Below are 22,388 nucleotides of genomic sequence, written 5' to 3'. Positions count from 1 at the left end.
GTGAATACTTACTTTTGGGTGACGTCAGCACCAAACCACTTGATCGAAATATCGGCTAACGTGCCGTCATCACGCATGTTGACGAGTGTTGTGTTCACCTCATCACGTAAGCGCTGGCCGCGGTCGTTGTCAACAAATGGCCAGGCGTTGGCAATGGTTTCAAAAGGCTGACCCGCTAATTGTAGAGGCAAGCCCGACTCTTTGATCAATTGTAGTGCGGAGAGGCGGTCCATAATAAACGCATCGGCACGGCCCAGGGCCACATCGTGCTCAATACCGGTTTCGTAGGTTTTGATATGGATATCATCGGACGCTGAATGATCGCGAAGGAGTTGCTCAAAGTTAGAGCCCAAGTTCACCGCGACCGTCTTGTCTTTTAAATCTGCGACGGACTGAATCGCGTCATTGCCCTTACGAACCGTGATTTGCGCCCCATCGACGACATACGGGTTGGTAAACAAATATTTCGCTTGGCGCTCATCGGTGATAGTGATTTGGTTTGAAATCGTATCGATACGGCCAGTTTGTAAAAGCCCAAATAAGCCCGAGAAGTTAGCCGTTACATACTCGATATCGTAGTCATTACGCTGACCAATCTCATCCCAAAGGTCGACTTCAAACCCTTGTAGTTGGTCTTGTTTGACAAAGGTAAAAGGAAAGTATCGGCCAGACATGCCCACTTTGACGGTGTCTGATGCAAAAGCGGGGACTGAAATCACCATGCTCAGGCTGAGCAGGGCGTTGAGGATCCATTTAGTCATGAAAAACTCCGTAATAACCACATCAATATTGATAGGAAACGTAATATAGAGGGGCGAAGAGGGGACGAGAAATACCTTGTTGTTATGAGTAATAACGTATTAACAGGCGTGAGTCGGATCGATGCGGGACATGGCCTCGAATTCTCGGACTGGTCACGACGACCATGTGCGTAATGTTGTGAGTAAAAAGCGGGTAGGCTGTGGCGATCTCTGGGTTATCTGTGGGATCTATGTGCATAAGTCGGATCTTATTCACTGATTTCGGGATCTTGTGGGTAGCGATCTGGGCGCGACAGGAGTACCATTATGACCTTTTCCTTTTCGGTATAACTGCGTGGAGTCAAACGTGTCATCATCGCTTTGGTTGCAGTGTCTTGAACGGCTTCAAGATGATTTACCTGCAACAGAATTTAGTATGTGGGTACGGCCACTTCAAGCCGAACTCAATGACAATACGTTGACCCTGTTTGCCCCTAACCGTTTTGTGCTTGATTGGGTGCGGGATAAATATTTGCATCAGATTAATCAACTGCTGAATGAGTTTTGTGGTGTCGACGTGCCTATGCTGCGCTTTGAAGTGGGCAGTAAACCGGTTGCTGCTGCGCCGCAATCTGCGCCAGCTGGCCCGGCGTCAGCCCCTGCGCCTCAACAAGCGGCCCCTGCCCCCACTCGTGGACGCGTTTGGGAGCCGGCACCGTCACCGGTGCAATCGGATGTCAATCATCGCTCCAACGTGAATCCGAAACACAAGTTTAATAACTTTGTGGAAGGTAAATCGAACCAGCTTGCACTCGCGGCGGCACGGCAGGTCTCGGGAAACCCGGGAGCGGCATATAATCCGCTGTTTTTGTATGGTGGGACGGGGCTGGGTAAAACGCACTTGCTCCATGCGGTGGGGAATGCTATTTCCGATCGAAAGGCAGATGCTCGCGTGGTTTACATGCACTCTGAGCGGTTTGTGCAAGACATGGTCAAAGCACTGCAGAACAACGCCATCGAAGAGTTTAAGCGCTACTACCGTAGCGTGGATGCACTCTTGATCGATGATATTCAGTTTTTTGCCAATAAAGAGCGCTCACAAGAAGAGTTTTTCCATACCTTTAATGCCTTGCTTGAGGGGAATCAGCAGATCATTTTGACCTCCGATCGCTACCCAAAAGAAATCAATGGGGTTGAGGATCGCTTGAAATCACGCTTTGGTTGGGGCCTGACGGTTGCTATCGAACCGCCTGAATTGGAAACGCGTGTGGCGATCTTGATGAAAAAGGCAGAAGACCACGCGATTCGTTTGCCGGATGAAGTTGCCTTCTTTATTGCTAAGCGGTTGCGGTCGAATGTCCGTGAACTGGAAGGGGCGCTTAATCGTGTCATTGCCAACGCCAACTTTACCGGCCGCGCGATCACCATTGATTTCGTTCGGGAAGCGTTGCGCGATTTGTTGGCGCTACAAGAAAAGCTGGTCACTATCGATAATATTCAGAAAACCGTGGCAGAATATTATAAAATCAAGATGGCGGATTTGTTATCTAAGCGCCGGTCTCGCTCGGTTGCACGCCCTCGTCAAATGGCGATGGCCTTATCGAAAGAGCTGACCAACCACAGCTTGCCAGAAATTGGTGATGCCTTTGGCGGTCGTGACCATACAACCGTATTGCATGCATGCCGTAAAATTGAGCAACTGCGTGAAGAAAGTCACGATATTAAAGAAGATTACTCTAACCTGATTCGAACATTGTCGTCCTAATTATGAAATTTATTCTTACGCGTGAGCAGCTACTTCAACCGCTGCAACAAGTTTCTGGGGCTTTAGGTGGGCGCAGTACCTTACCGATCTTAAGCAATCTTCTGATTGAAGTCGCCGAGCAGCAACTTAAGCTCACCGCCACTGATATGGAGGTGGAGCTTAATGCAACGGCACCGTTGGAGGGAGAGCATCAAGATGGGGCGATAACGGTTCCCTCGCGTAAGTTCATGGATATTATCAAAGGCTTGAACAGTGAAGCCCGTATTACGGTTGCTCAAGAAGGTGATCGTGTCGTGGTGCGAGCGGGTCGAAGCCGGTTCACCTTGTCCACCTTGCCGGCTAGCGATTATCCCAACATCGATGATTGGCAAGCGGATGTAAGCCTGCAGCTGCCACAAAATAAACTGAATCACCTGATTGATGCGACTCAGTTTTCAATGGCAAACCAAGATGTGCGGTATTATCTCAATGGCTTGCTGTTCGAAACCGATGGACAAACGCTACGTACGGTAGGGACCGATGGTCACCGTATGGCAGTGTGCCACCTGACCATGGATGAAAGCGCGCCAGCGCAACAAGTGATTGTGCCGCGTAAAGGCGTCAGTGAGCTAGCGCGTTTGTTGGATGATAGTGAGAACCCGGTCAATATTCAGATTGGTGCTTCCAATATTCGTGCGGTAGTCGGCAACGTGACCTTTACTTCGAAGTTAGTCGATGGACGATTTCCTGACTATCGCCGAGTGCTGCCGCAATCGACGTCTCGGACACTTGAGGTTAATTGCGCGGAGCTCAAGCAAGCCTTGTCGTTAGCCGCGGTGCTGTCGAACGAGAAATTCCGTGGTGTTCGGATGAATATTGATGGCAGTGAGCTGCGCATCTCTGCCAATAACCCCGAGCAAGAAGAAGCCGAAGAATTTTTGGAAGTGAATTATCAAGGCGAGGCCATCGAGATTGGTTTTAACGTCAGTTATGTTTTAGATGTGCTCAACGTTTTGCGCTGTAACACTGTCCGTTTTTCAATGACAGACGCGGTCGGCAGTACTTTGATTGAGGACTGTGATCGCGATGATGCCATGTATGTCGTGATGCCCATTCGCCTCTAGATTATGGCGCTCACTCGACTGGTCATTCATGACTTCAGAAATATTGAAGCCTGCGATATCGAACTGTCGTCAGGCTTTAACTTTTTAATTGGCCCCAACGGCAGTGGAAAAACCAGTGTCTTGGAGGCGATTCATTTTCTTGGCCACGGGCGCTCATTTCGCAGCGCACTGAACAGCCGTGTGATCCGTCATCAACAACCGAGCTTAACGGTCCATGGCCGGGTGAAAACGCAAGATGGGATCTTGCTTCCGGTCGGCATTCAAAAGCGCCGAGACGGCAGTGCCGATGTTAAAATAGGTCAAGAAAAAGGGCAAAAGCTAGTGGCACTGGCCAAAGTCTTGCCCTTGCAGCTGATTACCCCTGAAGGGTTTGAGCTATTAACAGATGGTCCTAAATTTCGCCGTGCGTATATTGACTGGGGGGTGTTTCATTCCCAACCCGGTTTTTTTGAAGCGTGGACGCGGGTCAAGCGGCTCACCAAGCAACGGAACGCCGCGCTTAAAACTGCGCGCAATTACCGTGATATACAAGTGTGGGATGCAGAACTTGCTAGCTTGGCCGAGCAAATTAGTGTTTGGCGACAAGCTTATGTTAATGCTGTGGCCGAGCGCGCAACGGCGTTATGCCAGGCATTTTTACCCGAGTTCTCGATTCAGTTTCGGTTCTCCCAAGGCTGGGAGCGCGGTGCAGATTACCAGGCTTTGTTGGCGACTAACTTCGAACGCGATCAGCAAATGGGCTACACGGTGTCTGGACCACACAAAGCCGATTTACGCATCAAGGTGGCCGGTACCCCGGTCGATGATGTGCTCTCTCGAGGGCAACTAAAATTGATGGTTTGTGCGCTTCGGCTTGCACAAGGACAGCTATATAGCGAAGAGCAAGGCATCGCCTGTATTTACCTGATCGATGACTTTGCCTCAGAATTAGACAGCCGCCGCCGGGCACTGCTCGCCAGTGAATTGACCCGGATCGGGGCGCAGGTTTTTGTCAGCGCCATTAGTGCCGATCAAGTCGCGGAAATTTGCGACGAAAATAGTAAGATGTTTCATGTGGAACATGGCAAAATTAACGCAGGATAAATAAGCGAGAGTAACTCAATGTCCAACGAATACGATTCATCGAGTATCAAGGTACTGAAGGGCTTGGATGCCGTCCGTAAGCGTCCGGGAATGTATATCGGCGACACCGACGACGGTACCGGCCTACACCATATGGTGTTTGAGGTGGTCGATAACTCGATCGATGAAGCACTGGCCGGACATTGTAACGATATCGTGACCACCATTCACGAAGACGGCTCTGTGTCGGTCCGCGACGACGGTCGTGGTATCCCTGTCGATATTCACGAAGAAGAGGGTGTTTCAGCTGCTCAAGTTATCATGACCGTGCTGCACGCCGGGGGTAAATTTGATGATAACTCGTATAAAGTGTCGGGCGGCCTACACGGTGTCGGTGTCTCTGTGGTTAACGCACTGTCAGAAAAGCTTGAATTGACAATTTGGCGTAACGGTTATGCCCACCAACTCAATTTTTCTCATGGTGAGCCACTGGGTCCCTTGGTTCAACTGGGCGAAACCGATCAAACCGGTACCCGCATTCGTTTTTGGCCGAGTGAAGAAACCTTCACGGATATTCACTTCAACTACGAGATCCTCGCCAAGCGCTTACGTGAATTGTCTTTCCTTAACTCGGGTGTGTCGATTCGATTGATTGACGAGCGCGAGGAAGACAAATCGGATCACTTTAAATATGAAGGCGGTATCCGTGCGTTCGTTGAGCATTTGAATAAAAAGAAAACCGCGATTCATCCATCGGTGTTCCATTTTGAACATATGCGTGATGATGGCGTTAGCGTCGAAGTCTCAATGCAGTGGAATGATGGTTACCAAGAGAACATCTACTGTTTTACCAACAATATTCCACAGCGCGACGGTGGTACGCATTTGGCTGGGTTCCGCGGTGCACTGACGCGAACCTTAAACAGCTTTATGGACAAAGAAGGCTACTCGAAAAAAGCTAAAGCAGCGACGTCTGGCGATGATGCCCGTGAAGGTTTGACGGCGGTGGTATCGGTCAAAGTCCCTGATCCTAAGTTTTCGAGCCAAACCAAAGACAAACTGGTGTCATCGGAAGTGAAATCGGCGGTTGAGTCGGCGATGAGCAGCCACTTGTCTGACTTTTTAATTGAACATCCAGCCGATGCCAAAGTGGTGTGCTCCAAGATTATTGATGCCGCACGTGCACGTGATGCAGCGCGTAAAGCGCGTGAAATGACACGTCGTAAAGGGGCACTGGACTTAGCTGGCTTGCCTGGTAAATTGGCCGACTGCCAAGAAAAAGATCCCGCCCTGTCTGAGCTCTACATTGTGGAGGGTGACTCAGCCGGTGGCTCAGCGAAACAAGGGCGTAATCGCAAAAACCAAGCGATATTGCCGCTTAAAGGTAAGATCTTAAACGTGGAAAAAGCCCGTTTTGATAAGATGTTATCGTCGCAAGAAGTGGCGACTCTGATCACCGCCATGGGCTGTGGGATTGGTCGCGAAGAGTACAACCCCGATAAGTTACGCTACCACAGCATCATTATCATGACGGATGCTGACGTTGATGGCTCTCACATTCGTACCTTGTTATTAACCTTCTTCTATCGTCAAATGCCTGAGTTGATTGAGCGTGGTTATATTTACATCGCTCAGCCACCCCTTTATAAAGTGAAGAAGGGTAAGCAAGAGCAGTACATCAAAGACGATGAAGCGATGGAGCAATATCAGGTCGCGCTGGCACTGGAAAATGCCTCATTATTTGTGAACCCTGATGCGCCAGCGATGCATGGTGAATCGCTTGAAAAGCTGGTCAAAGAGTACAATGGTGTGCTTAAACTGATTCAGCGTATGAAGCGTCGTTATCCTGCGGCATTGCTGAATGAGCTACTGTACCAACCGCGTTTAGCGGTCGAGGAACTTCGTGACGAATGGGCCGCGAAGAAGTGGGTTGAGAACATTGTCGACATCCTTAATCGCAAATCGACCGGTGAAAGCCACTATAAAGCGTCTTGTCGCTTTGATGAAGATCATCAAGTTTGGGTACCTGAGTTGGTGGTGCGAACCCATGGTGTTGATTACAAGTACCAGGTCAGCTATGACTTCCTGAATTCGAAAGAATATGGGCGTATTGCGAGCTTATCGGAAACACTCGATCAGCTACTTGACGAGGGTGCTTACGTGAAGCGTGGGGAACGGACCCAAAAAGTGGAGACCTTTGAGCAGGCGCTAAACTGGTTGGTTAAAGAATCCATGCGTGGTGTCTCGCGTCAGCGTTATAAAGGTTTGGGGGAGATGAATCCTGATCAACTTTGGGAGACCACCATGGATCCTGAAGGGCGCCGTATGATGCAGGTGACTATCCACGATGCGGTTGCGGCAGATGAGCTGTTTACCACCTTGATGGGTGATCAAGTTGAGCCTCGTCGGGCCTTTATTGAAAACAACGCGCTGAAAGTGGAAAACCTCGACGTGTAAACTACTGATCCGTTAGTTGTCTCTATTAAGGCCAGCAGTATTGCTGGCCTTTTTAATAATTATACATATGCAATATGATGCTCAAGGTATGACTGATTACATACAGAAAAAATTTTAAAATCAGCCATTGAAATCAATTGGCGCAACCCTATATAGAGTAATGAGGCGATGCCATTGGGTCGCCGGGGGCTTGTCCGAAACGGAAAGCCGTTAGTTGAATTTTATTGCTTCATAGGAAGGGTAAGATTATGCGTAATTTTGATTTCTCTCCACTCTATCGTACTGCGATTGGCTTTGACCGTTTGTTCGACTTGGTCGAGAACAGTAACACTAATAATGCGGGTGGGTTCCCTCCTTACAACATTGAGCAAAGTAAGGAGAACCAATACCGTATCACGATGGCCGTTGCTGGATTCGGGCAAGATGAAGTCGATATCACTCAGCAAAAAAATAGCCTGACGGTCGCCGGCAAAAAAGCCGAACGAAACCAGAACACTAAGTTCTTATACCAGGGCATTGCTGAACGAGACTTCGAACGCAAGTTCCACCTCGACGATCATATTAAAGTGATGGGGGCGGAAATGGAAAACGGCATGCTGCATATTGATCTGGTTCGTGAGGTGCCTGAAGAAGAAAAACCTCGCCGTATCGAAATAGGCGGTAACCGCATGCTAGAAAACGCAGAATAAGCGCGGCAGCGACATGAAGGTTTAGCGGCGCAGCGACTCCAAGCAATAAGTTAATCGTAACGAAGAGGGCAGCTAACGCTGCCCTTCATTTATGCATGTTGGTTGCTTTCAGTCTGCTTATCATTGCAGGAACCTGGCTTGTCGATGATAAAGATGGATGACTTGCCAGATTGTTACGTTGGTTCGAACTAAGCCTGAGCCAATGTTTCACGTGAAACAGTAAAGAAGGAGCTCGGTAAGTGTTCCACGTGAAACAGTGTTAGCCCTCTTGGTAGGCACGGATGACTTCTTCGCCAATAATCTCTATGCCTCGTTGCATGGTATCGTCGTCTTGGACGTAGTTCATGCGAATACATTGTCTCGCATGAGGCCAATCCTCGCTTTCCACACCAATAAAGAAATATTCGCCTGGCACCACCAGTACACCACGGGCTTTTAGTCGTTGGTACAGTGTTTGGGTAGAAATGGGTAAGTCTTCAAACCACAGCCACAAAAAGATGGCCCCCTCGGGTTTATGCACGCGAACACGCTCATCATTAATAGTGTCCAACACCATACGAAGTGTGCGCTGTGATTTTTGTTGGTAGAAGGGGCGAACGACCTCTTTGCTTAATCGCAACAAGTCACCTCGTTCAATCATCGCCAGCGCCATTGCCGGTCCGACACTGTTTGGCGATAGGCTAACGATGCCGTTGATATTTGACATGGCTTGGATGACATCTTCGTTGGCGATCACGATCCCGCAACGCACCCCGGGTAACCCTAGCTTGCTGAGGCTAGAGCAAAGAATAGTATTGTCGTTCCAAAACGGGGCAACATCTTCAAAGATAATATCAGGGAACGGCGTACCGTAGGCGTTATCGATAATCAATGGAATGTTATGCTCGCGAGCGAGTTTATCAAGCTGCTGGATCTCGCTATCAGTGAGCACATTACCGGTTGGGTTGGTCGGCCGAGAGGCACAGATAGCACCAATGCTGTCATCAATGGTTAAGCGACTAAAGTCGACATGATATTTAAACTGTCGATTATCCATTAACTCAATGTCAGGTTGGTAGCTAACAAAGATATCGTCGCTGATCCCTGCATCGCCATAGCCAATATATTCAGGCGCCAAAGGGAGTAAAATCTTTTTATGGCTGCCGTCTGAATAACGTCCCGCTAAAAGGTTAAACAGATAAAAGAACGCACTTTGACTACCGTTGGTGAGCATGATGTTTTTACTGGAAAGCTGCCACCCATAGGTCTTATTTAGAAGCTCGGCGAGGGCATTCAGTAATGCCGACTTACCTTGTGGGCCATCATAGTTGGCCATGGCATGGACGAGGCTACCATCATCCAGCATCGATTGGCTCAGTGTTTTGAAGTAATCGAGCATTTCCGGTATCGCAGCGGGGTTACCGCCACCGAGCATAATCGCATCTGGATTACGTAAGCCATCATTCAAATCGTCCATTAACTGGGTGATACCCGAGTGGTTAGCGAGTTTCTCGCCAAAGTGAGTGACTTCCATGATTACTGCCTTCAAATATTTATGTCATTGTTTTGGTTAAGCTGCCATCAACATACAACAATCTATTGTCTAAAAGAAAGTCTGATAAGTTTGTTATCTCTTCGTCACTAATTGGCATGGTTGACGGGGGGTTGTTACGTTATCGGTACACTCTCGGGAGAAAAGCCGCTGAAAGGGATAACAAGCCGCGTGTTTCACGTGAAACCAACTCGTTTTAGGCCGACAAACAGGGGGATTAGCATCATTGAGGTTAAGAACCAATGAGGAGGGTGTGAGTTGGTCGCTAAGAAGATGAGAGTGAGTAGCGAAGAGGGGCGTGGGCGTTTAAATAGCTTAAAAAAGCCCCGCGCAATGGCGGGGCTGAGTCGTGTATTGCTGATAATTACTTCTGTAGAACAGAGATATCTGCCACGTTGAGGAACTGCTCACGGATAAGGTGAAGCATCGCTAAACGGTTGGCCTTCAGTGCTGGGTCATCGGCCATGACCATCACATTATCAAAGAAGGTATCAACCGGCGTGCGCAATTGCGCCAGTTCGGTCAACGCGCCTTGATAATCGCTGTCAGCAAACAAAGGCTTAACCGCAGCGACTTTTTCTGCCACTACATCCGCCAGTGCTTTTTCAGCGTCTTCTTGTAGTAAGCTGCTATCGACTGTGCTGGGCAGCTCGCCGTCGTACTTCGCAAGGATATTGCCAACACGTTTGTTGGCGGCGGCCAAGGCTTCTGCTTCGTCCAAGCTACGGAAATGAGAAACGGCTTTCACACGGCTATCGAAATCGGCAGGCTTGGTTGGACGGCGCGCTAATACCGCTTGGATAATATCGACGCTATAGCCCATATCTTGATACCAGCTGCGGAAACGACCTAGCATAAAGTCTAAGACCTCGGTCTCTACTTCTTTATGGGTGAGGCGATCATCGTATTGGGCTTTGGCGTCGCGAATGAGGTCGACTAAATCCAGCTGATAGCCGTTTTCAACGATAATACGTAGCACACCGAGAGCAGCACGGCGTAGGGCGAATGGATCACTCCCTTTTGGTGCTTGGCCAATACCAAAGATACCGACGATGGTATCCATTTTGTCGGCCATTGCAACGGCTGACGATACTGGCGTCGTAGGTAGCTTATCACCGGCAAAGCGCGGCCAATATTGCTCGTTCAGTGCCAGCGCAACCGCTTCTGGTTCACCATCATGACGTGCGTAGTGCATGCCCATCACGCCTTGCGTTTCGGTAAACTCAAACACCATTGAGGTCATTAAGTCACACTTTGCCAGTTGGCCAGCGCGCTCGGTGTGTGCTTTATCGGCACCGATACGCTCTGCAATCTGTCCTGCAAGTGCAGTAATGCGGTCGGTTTTATCTTTAATGGTACCTAATTGTTTTTGGAATACCGCGCTATCAAGCTCTGGCAGGCGATCAATCAATGGGCGTTTGCGATCAGTATCAAAGAAGAACTCCGCATCCGCGAGGCGAGGGCGTACGACTTTTTCGTTCCCTGAGATAACCTGTGTCGGATCTTTCGATTCAATGTTAGAAACAAAGATAAACTTAGGCAGTAGCTCGCCGTTGGCGTCATACACTGGAAAGTACTTTTGATCGCCTTTCATGGTGTACACCAGCGCTTCAGACGGTACTTTGAGATATTTGTTCTCGAAAGAGGCGGTCAGTACTACCGGCCATTCTACCAATGAGGTGACTTCTTCGACCAAGTCTTCATCCAGCTCAGCCATTCCGCCCACTGCGTCCGCGGCTGCTTTGGCATCTCTAATAATCAATGCCTTACGCTTTTCATAATCCGCCATCACTTTGCCTTCCCGTTCGAGACGCTCAGGGTAGTGATCGGCGTGAGCCAGGGTTAAATTCGGCTCACCCATGAAGCGGTGACCACGAATAACACGGTCGGACGCCACGCCCAAAATCGTGCCTTCAATTAAGGTTTCCCCGTATAGCATTACCAAGGTTTTCACCGGGCGGATAAACTGGGTGTCTTTATCACCCCAGCGCATGGGTTTAGGAATAGGCAACTTGTTTAGCGCGTTATCGGCTAGCACGGGCAGCAAAGTGTCAATGGCTTGGCCAGGAACGTGTTGACGATAAAGCAGCCACTCACCTTTATCGGTTTTTAAGCGTTCAGCTTCGCTGACATCAATACCATTACCGCGTGCCCAACCCATGGCGGCTTTGGTGGGATTGCCGTCGGCGTCAAAAGCAGCGCTGACCGCGGGTCCGCGTTTTTCTACGACCTTATCGGGTTGGCGATCGCTCAAAGCGGCCACTTTTAACGCCAGCCGGCGAGGTGATGCATACCAAGTAACACCTTGGTGGCTCAGGTCAGCGTCTTTTAGTTGCGCTTCAAACTGACTTGCGAAGGCTTCAGCCAGTGTGCGCAATGCTGTCGGGGGTAGCTCTTCCGTACCTAGCTCTATCAGGAAATTTTGCGTTGCCATGATGCTCCCTTATTGAGTGTGGCGGCACATGGGGAAGCCCAGTGCTTCGCGTGATGCATAGTACGCCTCAGCAACCCGCTTAGTCAGGGTACGAATGCGTAAAATATAGCGTTGGCGTTCAGTCACTGAGATGGCTTTTCGCGCATCCAGTAGGTTAAACGCATGACCAGCCTTTAGGATCTGCTCATAAGCAGGCAAGGGGAGCGGCTGCTCGAGATCCAAGAGCTTGGTACTTTCGGCTTCGCACTGATCAAAGTAGCGGAACAGAAAGTCAACATCAGCATGTTCAAAGTTGTAGGTCGACTGCTCCACCTCGTTTTGATGGAAAATATCGCCGTAGGTCACTTTGCCAAACGGACCATCAGTCCAGATTAAGTCATAGACAGAGTCGACTTCTTGGATGTACATGGCCAGGCGCTCGATACCATAAGTGATTTCGCCGGTAACGGGTTTGCACTCCAGACCACCGACTTGCTGGAAGTAGGTAAACTGGGTAATTTCCATTCCGTTAAGCCACACTTCCCAGCCTAGGCCCCAAGCGCCAAGCGTTGGGTTTTCCCAGTTATCTTCGACAAAGCGAATGTCGTGGACTTCGGGATCAATACCCAGCACACGCAGCGAGCCTAAATACAGCTCTTGAATGTTATCGGGTGACGGTTTCAGGATGGTTTGAAACTGGTAGTAGTGCTGCAGACGGTTCGGGTTCTCACCATAACGCCCATCGGTAGGACGACGAGAAGGTTGAACGTAAGCCGCTGCGATCGGTTCTGGTCCAAGGGCACGCAAGCATGTCATCGGGTGGGAGGTTCCCGCCCCCACTTCCATGTCTAGCGGCTGAACAATGGTACAGCCTTGCTGGGCCCAATAATCCTGCAGCGCGAGGATCATACCCTGAAAGGTTTTGATATCGAATTTATGCATTGTCAGGTTCGCGCGAGTTGATGAATGGAGAAAATAGCTGGCAATTATAACTCGCAGCGCGCTCAAGCAGTAGGGGGCTGGCGGATTTTTGTGCGTCTTTAACCGACTTATCGATACAGCGGTAATATGGATGAATAGACGTTGCCAAATGATTGTTCAAATCGTAAACTAGCGCCGTCTTGGGGAGTAGTCGACCACTGCACAGTCAGTGGGGCAATCATCAACATAGTTGAAGCAAAATCTTCATGGTGATTGCAAGCCCACCTTTATGGTGCTCTGGGCTTGACGAGACCAACGACAATCGCACGAACCGGGGTGGGGCGTGTGTGTTGTCGTGGTTGAATCATAATAAGCCCTGCCCCAGATGAGCATTGTCATGAGCGTTCTTGCTATTTCTATTTCCACCGTCACCTTGGCGGAAATAGGGGATAAAACCCAGTTACTATCTTTGGCGTTGGCGACCCGGTTTCGAAAACCCGCGGTGATTGTCAGTGCCATTCTATTAGCCACTTTGGTTAACCATGCAATAGCCGCATGGCTTGGTGTGGTGGCCGCAGACGTTCTAACAGACACCGTTTTACACGTCATTTTGATTATCAGTTTTAGTGTGATGGCGGTTTGGATGCTGATCCCAGATAAGCTTGAGGATGAAGGCATACAGGGAAAGAGTGCATTTTGGGCCAGTTTTACCGCCTTTTTTGTCGCTGAAATAGGGGATAAAACCCAATTGGCGACCACGGCACTGGGGGCACAGTTTAATGATGCACTGTGGATTGTGGTGATTGGTTCTACCATTGGGATGCTGTTAGCCAATGTTCCCGTGGTTTTAGCCGGCGATAAGATTCAGCGCCATGTGCCATTTGCGGTGGTACGCGCGCTTGCCGCGGCCATGTTTGCGGCATTGGCTGTACTCGATACCTGGTATCTACTGAGTTAACGCAGGACAATGATGAATTGGTATAAGGGTTGGCATTATGCCAGCCCTTTTTTGATCAAAAATTGAAACGGCACGGTCTCTGTTTGGGCAGCGACCAGGGTATGGTCCATAAAGCGACAAAAACTCGGAATATCTCGTGTCGTAGAGGGATCATCAGCGGTGATAAGCAAGGTCTGACCGTCATCCATATGGCGGATACGCTTACGTACCATCATTACAGGTTCAGGGCAGCGCAACCCTAAAGCATCAAGCTGATGATCAGCATGGTTAAAAAGCGTCGTCATGTCGGTGTCCTCAAAAAATGTCGACCTGATCATACTTACGAGTCAGAATTATTCAAATAGGGTTGTGATTGTAAAGTTATTGTGTAAATTAATTAACAAGTCGTTAACTAATGGCGAGTAGCATGAGAAAAGTAAACGAGCAACAATTTGGTTTTACTTATGGCTACCGTGTATTGGCTTATACAGGATTGAGCGCCCTTGCTTTTTTAGACTTAGCGCATAGTCAGGGTCACGCTCTATTAACGACTTTAGCATTGCTGGTGTCTGCGCTGGGGTTGTTGATGGAAACATTGACCGTTCAGCCAACAGATTCTTCGCAAGGCTAGCTAACTCACTCAACAGCGACACTCACTCTCACTCCCTAGTTTTCTTGGGCTTCCCCGCTTTCAGAGCGGGATTTTTTTTGCCTGTTATTCAGAGAAAACCAGTAACGGAAACAAGGCCAATATCTCGCTGAGTATTGACCTTGTGTCATATGATGAATCTTGCGTTTATGGTTAGTCTTGCTTGGTGATATCAATCACCACGCGGCCTTTTATTTCGCCATTGATGATTTTATCGGCGTACGCTGGCGTCTGGGCCAGGGCGATAGTGTGGCACGCTTGTTCAAAGTAGCGTGCGGGTAACAGCTTGGTGAGTGACTGCCATGCGGCGAGCCGTTGTGGTCTCGGGCAAGAGACAGAGTCCACTCCTTGCAAGCGTACATTCCGCAAAATAAATGGCATGACGGTGGCAGGGAGGTCAAAGCCACCGGCAAGGCCACATGCAGCGACCGTACCACCATACTGAATTTGTGACAGCACGTTGGCGAGCATTTGACTGCCGACGGTATCAACTGCACCAGCCCAGTGTTGTTTATCAAGCGGGCGCCCAGGGGCGCTAAATGCGTCGCGCGGTAAAACATCATCGGCACCAAGCTGTTCAAGCCAGGTTTGGTTTGCGTCTAGGCGGCCAGTGACAGCACTGACGCGATAACCTAGAGCATGTAATAAGGTGACGGCGACAGAGCCTACGCCACCACTGGCGCCCGTGACTAATACTTTGCCGTCTTCTGGCTTAACGCCGCCATCAATCAAGGCTTGTACGCATAACATGGCAGTCAACCCAGCGGTGCCGACCATCATGGCTTGTTGTTCAGTCAGTCCTTCGGCTAAGGGGACTAACCAATCACCGTTAACGCGCGCTTTCTCAGCCATGCCACCCCAGTGGCCTTCACCGACGCCCCAGCCGGTCAGCACCACTTTATCTCCAGGTTGATAGTCTGGGTGCTGGCTGTCTGCAACCGTGCCAGCAAAATCAATACCTGGCACCATCGGAAATTGGCGCACAATTTTCCCTTTGCCGGAAATGGCGAGGCCATCTTTGTAATTGAGTGAACTATAGTCAATATCGACGGTAACATTGCCGTCAGGGAGATCACTCTCTGCTAAGGCGGTGATGTTGGCGAGGGTTTGTTTTTCGTGTTGTTCGAGGACAAGCGCGTTAAACATGGCATTCTCCCGGTTGGAATAAGTGAGCGGCCATACTAGGCCGAGCGAATAATCGACCACTTGCGTTATATCAATCACTATGCGATTGAACGCCGTTAGACGCAACCCAAAAAAAAGAGCGGTAAACACCGCTCTTTTATCGTCACGAAGAAGGCATTACACGCGTTCGAACACGGTGGCAATCCCTTGACCCAAACCAATACACATGGTTGCCAACCCTAAGGTGGCATCTTGACGCTCCATTTGATGCAACAAGGTGGTCGAGATGCGTGCACCTGAACAGCCTAATGGGTGACCCAAGGCAATGGCGCCGCCATTGAGATTGACCTTTTCATCGACTTTATCCATCAGGCCGAGATCTTTGACGCAAGGTAGTGATTGCGCGGCAAATGCTTCGTTCAGCTCCACAAGATCAATATCATCGATACTCAATCCAGCGCGTTTCAGTGCTTTTTGGGTGGCTGGCACTGGGCCATAACCCATAATTGATGGATCACAGCCGGCAACGCTCATCGCACGAATGTGTGCTCGAATAGGGAGCCCGAGTGATTTGGCTTTTTCTTCGCTCATCACTAGCATTGCTGATGCGCCATCTGATAGCGCCGATGAAGTACCCGCCGTCACTGTGCCCGTAACAGGGTCAAAGGCGGGGCGCAGGTTGGCCAAGCTTTCAACCGTGGTTTCTGGACGAATCACCTCATCATCTTCAACCAGAGTCAGTAGACCGTTGGCATCATGGCCTTCGATAGGGGCTATCTCTTGTCTAAAACGCCCTTCTACCGTGGCTGCGTGAGCACGCGCATGAGAGCGAGCAGCAAACTCGTCTTGCATTTGGCGGCTAATACCATGCATACGACCAAGCATTTCTGCAGTAAGCCCCATCATACCTGCTGCTTTTGCAACCGATTTAGACAAACCAGGATGGAAGTCGACGCCATGGTTCATCGGCACGTGTCCCATATGCTCCACGCCCCCAATCATGAAGGTGTCACCATCGCCAACCATGATTGCACGCGCTGCATCGTGTAGCGCTTGCATCGACGAACCACACAGGCGGTTGACGGTGGTAGCACCAACGGAGTGTGGGATCCCCGCTAATAAAGCGGCATTACGCGCAATATTAAAGCCTTGTTCTAGCGTTTGCTGGACACAGCCCCAATAAATATCTTCAATTGCGCTGCTTTCGACTGCTGGGTTGCGAGTCAGTAAGGATTTCATCAAGTGCGCCGATAAGTCCTCCGCGCGTACATTGCGAAATACACCGCCTTTAGAGCGGCCCATTGGTGTACGAATACAGTCAACGATCACTACATTGTTCATTGTTCTCTCCTTAACCTTAGGCTGATTGCGGTGCGTTGACCGGGGTCACATCAAAGTAAGCCTGTTTGTCGCCCGCACGACGTTTCATATCCGTTGGGACATGATACAAGGCGCCAAGATCAGAGAATTTGTCTGCCATTGCGACATAGTGATCAACACCCAGAGTATCAACATAACGGAAAGCACCACCGCGGAATGGTGGAAAACCAATGCCATAGACCAAGGCGATATCTGCTTCAGCAGGAGAGGCGATAATGTTTTCTTCGAGACAACGTGCCACTTCATTGACCATCGGCACCATCATACGAGCAATTATATCTTCATCACTGATATCTGACTGATTCCCCTCGATCACGGAGCCAAGTAACCCAGGTACGGCCTCATCAGCTTCTTTTTTCGGCTTCCCTTTTTTATCGATAGAGTAGCGATAGAAACCCTTGCCGTTCTTTTGACCGAAACGCTCGGCGTCGAACATCACATCAATCGCATCACGACCAGATTTACTCATGCGATCAGGAAAGCCTTCTGCCATAACCGCTTGCGCGTGGTGCGCGGTATCGATACCAACCACGTCGAGTAAGTAGGCAGGGCCCATTGGCCAGCCAAATTGCTTCTCCATAATCTTATCGATGCGTTGGAAATCCACACCGTCACGAAGAAGAAGGCTAAAGGCATGGAAATAGGGGAAGAGTACGCGGTTGACGAAAAACCCGGGACAGTCATTGACAACAACCGGTGATTTGCCCATTTTCGCTGCATAGGCAACCACACGGGCAATGGTTTCATCGGAGGTCTTTTCGCCTCGGATCACCTCGACCAACGGCATGCGGTGGACGGGGTTAAAGAAATGCATGCCACAGAAGTTTTCTGGGCGCGCCATTGACTTGGCCAACGTATTGATAGGAATGGTGGAGGTATTCGATGCAATTACCGCATCCGCACTCACTTGCTCTTCTACCTCTTTGAGAACACTGGCTTTGATTTTAGGGTTCTCTACCACAGCCTCAACAACTACATCGCTATGTTCAATGCCGGCATAGTGTAGACTTGGGGTGATTGACGACAGCACTTGGCCCATTTTAAAGCCATCGATACGACCGCGTTCGAGTTGCTTATTGAGTAGCTTGGTGGCCTCTTTCATGCCCAAATCTAGCGATGCTTGTGCAATGTCTTTCATCATCACAGGCACGCCTTTTAGGGCCGATTGGTAGGCGATGCCGCCGCCCATAATACCTGCACCTAGAACGGCACCACGCTGGGTATCTTTCCCTTGTTTAGCGGCTTTTTTCGCCTTGCCTTTGATCACTTGATCATTGAGGAAAATCCCGACTAAGGCTTGAGCAACGTCGGTTTTTGCCAGTTTGACGAAATAGCGATTTTCGACCTTGAGTGCCTCATCGCGTGTCATGCCGGCCGCCTCTTCAATGGCCGTCACGGCAGTCATGGGCGCTGGATAGTGCTTACCGGCTACCTGAGCCACCATGCCTTTAGCCATAGTAAAACTCATGGCGGCTTCTGTGCGGTTTAGCCCCAATGGTTGTTTTTTCTGCTGACGACGGCCTTGCCAATCAATTTTTTCATTGATGGCTTCAGTGAGCATATTGATTGCCGCGTCACGAAGGTTATCTACTTCAACGACGGCATCCACTAATCCTTCTTTGAGCGCTGCTGCTGCGCGTTTTTCTTTACCTGCAGTGATAATTTCCATCGCCGTATCGGCACCCACTAAACGCGGTAAGCGCACGGTGCCACCAAACCCAGGCATAATACCCAGTTTGGTTTCGGGGAGACCAATCCGTGCGTCAGAGCTTGCAACACGTAAATCGGTAGAAAGAATACACTCGCAGCCGCCCCCTAAGGCATGGCCGTTGACGGCGCTGATCGTTGGATAGGGGAGATCTTCTAAACGATTGAAGATTGCGTTCGCGCGCGACACCCAATCAGAGAGCTCTTGGTCGGGCTTGGCAAATAAACCGAGAAACTCGGTGATATCGGCGCCGACAATAAAGGCCGACTTTGCAGATGTGAGCATGAGCCCCTTTACATCTTCTCGGCCTGCTAAGGCGTCGAGGGCTCGGTCTAAGCTTTCTAGCGTCGACAGATCCAGTTTGTTGACAGAACCCTGGCTGTCCAGTGTCAGTTCTACAATGCCGTTTTCCAATGCACGAACTGAAAGGTTATCTCCTTGGTAGATCATGGTTTTTCTCCACGTTGGCCGTACCATCCTGGTTGAATACTATTCTGGTTAGACCAGATGAGCTCTAGTGTGGATCATTGTTATAATAAATGACAACCAAAAGTTAAACGAATGTTTAAAATATGTGGTGTGGATTGTTTTTACTGCATGGGCGTCCCTGTAGAAGAAGCGGAGATATGATAAAGTGCAAGGTAGAAACTGAAGGATTATATCATTATGCCGATCACGCCTTATGCGGTTCCTGCAGAGACTGTCAGGCACGAGCTTGAAATAAAAAAGAGCCGATTTATCACCTATCTTGCTCACACACCGGGTGAGGCAGACGCGAAGCAGTTTATTCAATCTTTACGCAACGCTTACCCTGATGCGCGCCATCATTGTTGGGCCTTCGTCGCGGGAAGACCCGAATCATCGGTACAATGGGGCTGTGGTGACGATGGCGAGCCCGCAGGAACCGCAGGTAAACCAATGCTTGCGCAACTGTCGGGCGCAAAAGTCGGAGAGGTCTGTGCGGTGGTTGTCCGTTATTTCGGTGGGATCAAACTGGGTACCGGGGGCTTAGTGAAAGCATACGGTACCAGTGTGCAACAAGCGCTAAGCTTATTAACAACGCGTGAGGTTGCTGTCACGGTTCCTTACACAATAAGCTGTGAATATGCTCACATTGATACTATCGAGGCGCTACTAAAGCAGTACCATGGCATTCAGCTTGATGCTGCGTTCAGTCATAATGTGCAGCTAGCTGTCCGTATTGATGCGCGATTCATCGAAGGTTTTCTTGATGCGCTAAAAAATCAAACTCGTGGGCAGGCACAAGCTTGCTCGACAGAACATCAATAATTAACGTCAGGCATTTAGCCTGCTTTACGTGTAACGATGAGACGGCAGTAAAAGGCTGTCGCTGATAAGAGGGCCACGTCAGGCTATGCAATTTCGTTCCATTACCCGCATCGTCGGACTTCTACTGGCCCTGTTCAGCATTACCATGCTCGCCCCTGCGCTGGTGGCTTTTATTTACCGTGACGGTGCTGGGCTCCCGTTTGTATTGACATTTTTCTTACTGCTGGCGGGGGGGGGATTGCTTTGGTTTCCAAACCGTGATTACCGGCATGAACTCAAAGCGCGCGATGGCTTTTTAATTGTCGTGCTGTTCTGGACGGTGATCGGCAGCGCAGGCTCTGTGCCGCTGATGTTGTCGGAACAGCCTGATTTATCGGTCAGTGAGGCGTTTTTTGAGTCCTTTTCGGGGTTAACGACGACAGGGGCGACCGTGATTGTTGGTCTGGATGAGTTGCCCAAGGCCATTTTATTTTACCGCCAGCTGCTTCAATGGCTGGGCGGAATGGGGATTATCGTCTTAGCGGTGGCGATTCTTCCCGTACTTGGCATCGGGGGCATGCAGCTTTATCGTGCAGAGATCCCAGGGCCGGTCAAAGATACCAAAATGACGCCCAGGATAGCCGAAACCGCGAAAGTCCTTTGGTACATTTATCTGACACTGACGGTCAGCTGCGCGTTAGCCTATTGGTTGGCCGGTATGTCAGCGTTTGATGCGATTGGGCATAGCTTTTCAACCGTTGCAATTGGCGGTTTTTCAACCCATGACGCAAGTATCGGTCACTTTGACAGTACGGCCGTAAACCTGATCACCGTGGTCTTCTTGTTGATATCTGCTTGCAACTTTTCGCTTCACTTTGCGGCATTTGCTAATAACGGGCTCAATCTAAAGTTTTATTTACGTGATCCCGAATTTCGCGCGTTTTTACTTATTCAACTTCTACTATGGCTGGTCGTCTTCACCATGCTTAGTGGCCATCAAGTCTATGACAGTTCCGCTGAAACTTTCACTCAAGCATTATTTCAGTCGGTATCTATTTCAACCACCGCAGGCTATACCACGACGACATTTGCTCATTGGCCGCTGTTTTTACCTGTTCTCTTGTTATTCACTTCCTTTATCGGCGGGTGTGCAGGCTCAACAGGTGGGGGGATGAAAGTCATTCGTATCTTATTGCTTTCACTACAAGGTACGCGCGAGCTTAAGCGCTTAGTCCATCCCCGTGCAGTGTATACGATTAAGGTGGGCAACAAAGCCTTACGTCAACAAGTCGTCGACGCGGTATGGGGATTTTTCTCCGCCTATGCGTTGGTCTTTGTGATCTGTATGCTTGCGTTAATTGCAACCGGCATCGAAGAGCTGACCGCTTTTTCGGCTGTGGCGGCCACACTCAATAATCTCGGCCCAGGCTTGGGCGAAGTGGCTGCTCACTTTGGTGATATTAATGACACAGCGAAATGGGTACTGATCCTGGCGATGCTGTTTGGTCGTTTAGAGATATTCACATTACTGGTTTTATTTACCCCCACTTTTTGGCGTAGCTAAACAGGGGAAGGAGAAGCAATGAGCAACGCAACGCAGAAAGTGCTGCTGTTACACTCAAGTCGGGAAGGGCAAACTAAGAAGATTCTACATTATATAGAGAGTCAGCTTGGAGAACGTGCGCAGTGTGACGTGAGCGATCTCCATCAAGTGCCAACACTCGATCTTACCCAATATGATCGGGTGTTAATCGGAGCATCGATTCGTTATGGCCACTTCAATAAAAAGCTCTATCAATTTATCGATACGCACAGCGAACAGCTAAACCGAGTGAAAGCGGGCTTTTTTAGTGTCAATTTAACCGCGCGTAAACCTGGTAAAGATACCGCAGAAACGAGCGCCTATAGTCGTAAGTTTCTAGAAAAGTCGCCATGGACGCCTCAGTTGCATGGCGTGTTCGCCGGGGCCCTCTACTATCCGCGCTATAAATGGTTCGATCGTATGATGATTCGCTTGATTATGCATATTACCGGCGGCGAGACGGATACGAGTAAGGAAGTGGAATATACCGATTGGCAAAAAGTGAAAGCATTTACTGATCAATTTGCTCAGTTTTAGCCCATAGCGCTGGTTCTTTGACCGAACGGCGGCTTTTTGCAAAAAAAGTCGCTTTTCCCTCTTGCTAAGGCGATCAACTTCTCTATAATGCGCCTCCATCGACACGGCACACAGGGCAAGCGCTCAGCGCCATGTTGAAGTAAAAAATCAAATAAAAATAAACGCTTGACGTGAGTTTTTAAAAGATTAAGATAGCCGTCCACTTAACGCCAAGCGTTAGGGGAGTCAAAAAGAGGTTTTGTTTCCAGCCTGAGGGTTGAAAATAAAAGATAAAATTTCTTCTTGACTTTAACGGTAAGGCGCGTAAGATACGCAGCCCTGACCAGGCGAAGCGCAGCTTCGTACAGTCAACGCTCTTTAACAATTTGACCTATGCAATCTGTGTGGGCACTCGTTGAGAATAGACAAAAAGATTTATTCGATGAACTGAGTGACCAATTCATGTTGGTACAGCCTTGAGCTGTTTTGATTTCACTTTTTTAAAAGTGGATGCCAACAAGAGCACAGTCAATTCGTTTGT

18 protein-coding genes and 1 riboswitch are annotated in these 22,388 nt (G+C 49.4%); of the genes, 10 read left to right on the top strand and 8 right to left on the bottom strand.

The window, feature by feature from the left end:
- Positions 1-8: 8 nt before the first annotated feature.
- Positions 9-761: an amino acid ABC transporter substrate-binding protein gene (locus BZG81_RS09495; protein WP_025744541.1), complete on the bottom strand. Its 753-nt coding sequence runs from the start codon at positions 759-761 to the stop codon at positions 9-11.
- Positions 762-1,107: 346 nt separating this feature from the next.
- Between BZG81_RS09495 and dnaA the strand changes: the two genes are divergently transcribed.
- From dnaA to BZG81_RS09470, 5 genes are all read left to right on the top strand, one after another.
- A complete protein-coding gene (gene dnaA, locus BZG81_RS09490; protein WP_025744542.1) occupies positions 1,108-2,505 on the top strand; it encodes a chromosomal replication initiator protein DnaA in 1,398 nt (465 codons plus the stop codon).
- Positions 2,506-2,507: 2 nt separating this feature from the next.
- Positions 2,508-3,608 carry a DNA polymerase III subunit beta gene (dnaN, locus tag BZG81_RS09485; protein ID WP_025744543.1) on the top strand — a complete coding sequence of 367 codons (1,101 nt, stop codon included), beginning with the start codon at positions 2,508-2,510 and terminating at the stop codon, positions 3,606-3,608.
- 3 nt (positions 3,609-3,611) lie between these two features.
- A complete protein-coding gene (recF, locus tag BZG81_RS09480; protein WP_077647285.1) occupies positions 3,612-4,691 on the top strand; it encodes a DNA replication/repair protein RecF in 1,080 nt (359 codons plus the stop codon).
- Positions 4,692-4,709: 18 nt separating this feature from the next.
- A complete protein-coding gene (gyrB, locus tag BZG81_RS09475; protein ID WP_077576845.1) occupies positions 4,710-7,127 on the top strand; it encodes a DNA topoisomerase (ATP-hydrolyzing) subunit B in 2,418 nt (805 codons plus the stop codon).
- A 248-nt stretch (positions 7,128-7,375) separates the two neighbouring features.
- The gene (locus tag BZG81_RS09470) at positions 7,376-7,816 is read left to right on the top strand and encodes an Hsp20 family protein (protein ID WP_025744545.1); all 441 of its coding nucleotides are present in this window, start codon (positions 7,376-7,378) and stop codon (positions 7,814-7,816) included.
- Between the two features lie 259 nt (positions 7,817-8,075).
- Here BZG81_RS09470 and BZG81_RS09465 read toward each other — a convergent pair whose 3' ends face one another.
- The 3 genes from BZG81_RS09465 to glyQ all read right to left on the bottom strand — a co-directional run bounded on the left by BZG81_RS09465 (position 8,076) and on the right by glyQ (position 12,702).
- Positions 8,076-9,329 (bottom strand): valine--pyruvate transaminase, encoded by a 1,254-nt coding sequence (locus BZG81_RS09465; RefSeq protein WP_077461797.1) that lies wholly within the window; start codon positions 9,327-9,329, stop codon positions 8,076-8,078.
- A gap of 382 nt (positions 9,330-9,711) precedes the next feature.
- Entirely contained in the window at positions 9,712-11,781 is a 2,070-nt protein-coding gene (gene glyS, locus BZG81_RS09460) for a glycine--tRNA ligase subunit beta (protein WP_077677234.1), read from the bottom strand.
- 9 nt (positions 11,782-11,790) lie between these two features.
- The gene (gene glyQ, locus BZG81_RS09455; RefSeq protein ID WP_025673809.1) at positions 11,791-12,702 is read right to left on the bottom strand and encodes a glycine--tRNA ligase subunit alpha; all 912 of its coding nucleotides are present in this window, start codon (positions 12,700-12,702) and stop codon (positions 11,791-11,793) included.
- Positions 12,703-12,876: 174 nt separating this feature from the next.
- Positions 12,877-12,986: riboswitch (yybP-ykoY riboswitch) on the top strand.
- 92 nt (positions 12,987-13,078) lie between these two features.
- Between glyQ and BZG81_RS09450 the strand changes: the two genes are divergently transcribed.
- Positions 13,079-13,639 carry a TMEM165/GDT1 family protein gene (locus BZG81_RS09450; protein WP_077461799.1) on the top strand — a complete coding sequence of 187 codons (561 nt, stop codon included), beginning with the start codon at positions 13,079-13,081 and terminating at the stop codon, positions 13,637-13,639.
- A gap of 35 nt (positions 13,640-13,674) precedes the next feature.
- On the opposite strand, the gene tusA is transcribed toward BZG81_RS09450, so the two are convergent.
- On the bottom strand, positions 13,675-13,923 hold the full coding sequence (gene tusA / locus BZG81_RS09445) for a sulfurtransferase TusA (RefSeq protein ID WP_077461800.1): 249 nt from the start codon (positions 13,921-13,923) through the stop codon (positions 13,675-13,677).
- 122 nt (positions 13,924-14,045) lie between these two features.
- Here tusA and BZG81_RS09440 point away from each other — a divergent pair, with 122 nt between their 5' ends.
- On the top strand, positions 14,046-14,249 hold the full coding sequence (locus BZG81_RS09440) for a hypothetical protein (RefSeq protein ID WP_025744548.1): 204 nt from the start codon (positions 14,046-14,048) through the stop codon (positions 14,247-14,249).
- A gap of 171 nt (positions 14,250-14,420) precedes the next feature.
- On the opposite strand, the gene acuI is transcribed toward BZG81_RS09440, so the two are convergent.
- The 3 genes from acuI to fadB form a co-directional block, all read right to left on the bottom strand.
- Positions 14,421-15,413 (bottom strand): acrylyl-CoA reductase (NADPH), encoded by a 993-nt coding sequence (acuI, locus tag BZG81_RS09435; RefSeq protein WP_077677233.1) that lies wholly within the window; start codon positions 15,411-15,413, stop codon positions 14,421-14,423.
- Positions 15,414-15,569: 156 nt separating this feature from the next.
- Complete coding sequence (gene fadA / locus BZG81_RS09430) at positions 15,570-16,733, bottom strand: acetyl-CoA C-acyltransferase FadA (protein ID WP_077677232.1); 1,164 nt, start codon at positions 16,731-16,733, stop codon at positions 15,570-15,572.
- Positions 16,734-16,749: 16 nt separating this feature from the next.
- Positions 16,750-18,930 carry a fatty acid oxidation complex subunit alpha FadB gene (fadB, locus tag BZG81_RS09425; protein ID WP_077677231.1) on the bottom strand — a complete coding sequence of 727 codons (2,181 nt, stop codon included), beginning with the start codon at positions 18,928-18,930 and terminating at the stop codon, positions 16,750-16,752.
- A 216-nt stretch (positions 18,931-19,146) separates the two neighbouring features.
- Here fadB and BZG81_RS09420 point away from each other — a divergent pair, with 216 nt between their 5' ends.
- The 3 genes from BZG81_RS09420 to hemG all read left to right on the top strand — a co-directional run bounded on the left by BZG81_RS09420 (position 19,147) and on the right by hemG (position 21,868).
- On the top strand, positions 19,147-19,770 hold the full coding sequence (locus BZG81_RS09420) for a YigZ family protein (protein WP_025744921.1): 624 nt from the start codon (positions 19,147-19,149) through the stop codon (positions 19,768-19,770).
- A gap of 85 nt (positions 19,771-19,855) precedes the next feature.
- The gene (locus BZG81_RS09415; RefSeq protein ID WP_077647278.1) at positions 19,856-21,313 is read left to right on the top strand and encodes a TrkH family potassium uptake protein; all 1,458 of its coding nucleotides are present in this window, start codon (positions 19,856-19,858) and stop codon (positions 21,311-21,313) included.
- 18 nt (positions 21,314-21,331) lie between these two features.
- A complete protein-coding gene (gene hemG, locus BZG81_RS09410) occupies positions 21,332-21,868 on the top strand; it encodes a menaquinone-dependent protoporphyrinogen IX dehydrogenase (RefSeq protein WP_025744923.1) in 537 nt (178 codons plus the stop codon).
- Positions 21,869-22,388 lie beyond the last annotated feature (520 nt).

It is taken from the genome of Salinivibrio sp. MA607 (genome assembly GCF_001996245.1).
Classification (GTDB): Bacteria; Pseudomonadota; Gammaproteobacteria; order Enterobacterales; family Vibrionaceae; genus Salinivibrio; species Salinivibrio costicola.
Note: the sequence above shows the minus strand (reverse complement) of the source record. Positions and strands in the feature narration are given on the sequence as shown.

Bases quoted from the DNA above. Each gene is read 5' to 3' on its own strand.
- BZG81_RS09465 (WP_077461797.1), bottom strand. From the start codon at position 9,329: ATGGAAGTCACTCACTTTGGCGAGAAACTCGCTAACCACTCGGGTATC.
- BZG81_RS09440 (WP_025744548.1), top strand. From the start codon at position 14,046: ATGAGAAAAGTAAACGAGCAACAATTTGGTTTTACTTATGGCTACCGT.
- BZG81_RS09470 (WP_025744545.1), top strand. From the start codon at position 7,376: ATGCGTAATTTTGATTTCTCTCCACTCTATCGTACTGCGATTGGCTTT.
- fadB (WP_077677231.1), bottom strand. From the start codon at position 18,930: ATGATCTACCAAGGAGATAACCTTTCAGTTCGTGCATTGGAAAACGGC.
- gyrB (WP_077576845.1), top strand. From the start codon at position 4,710: ATGTCCAACGAATACGATTCATCGAGTATCAAGGTACTGAAGGGCTTG.
- glyS (WP_077677234.1), bottom strand. From the start codon at position 11,781: ATGGCAACGCAAAATTTCCTGATAGAGCTAGGTACGGAAGAGCTACCC.
- glyQ (WP_025673809.1), bottom strand. From the start codon at position 12,702: ATGCATAAATTCGATATCAAAACCTTTCAGGGTATGATCCTCGCGCTG.
- BZG81_RS09420 (WP_025744921.1), top strand. From the start codon at position 19,147: ATGCCGATCACGCCTTATGCGGTTCCTGCAGAGACTGTCAGGCACGAG.
- BZG81_RS09415 (WP_077647278.1), top strand. From the start codon at position 19,856: ATGCAATTTCGTTCCATTACCCGCATCGTCGGACTTCTACTGGCCCTG.
- hemG (WP_025744923.1), top strand. From the start codon at position 21,332: ATGAGCAACGCAACGCAGAAAGTGCTGCTGTTACACTCAAGTCGGGAA.
- fadA (WP_077677232.1), bottom strand. From the start codon at position 16,733: ATGAACAATGTAGTGATCGTTGACTGTATTCGTACACCAATGGGCCGC.
- acuI (WP_077677233.1), bottom strand. From the start codon at position 15,413: ATGTTTAACGCGCTTGTCCTCGAACAACACGAAAAACAAACCCTCGCC.
- BZG81_RS09450 (WP_077461799.1), top strand. From the start codon at position 13,079: ATGAGCGTTCTTGCTATTTCTATTTCCACCGTCACCTTGGCGGAAATA.
- recF (WP_077647285.1), top strand. From the start codon at position 3,612: ATGGCGCTCACTCGACTGGTCATTCATGACTTCAGAAATATTGAAGCC.
- tusA (WP_077461800.1), bottom strand. From the start codon at position 13,923: ATGACGACGCTTTTTAACCATGCTGATCATCAGCTTGATGCTTTAGGG.
- BZG81_RS09495 (WP_025744541.1), bottom strand. From the start codon at position 761: ATGACTAAATGGATCCTCAACGCCCTGCTCAGCCTGAGCATGGTGATT.
- dnaN (WP_025744543.1), top strand. From the start codon at position 2,508: ATGAAATTTATTCTTACGCGTGAGCAGCTACTTCAACCGCTGCAACAA.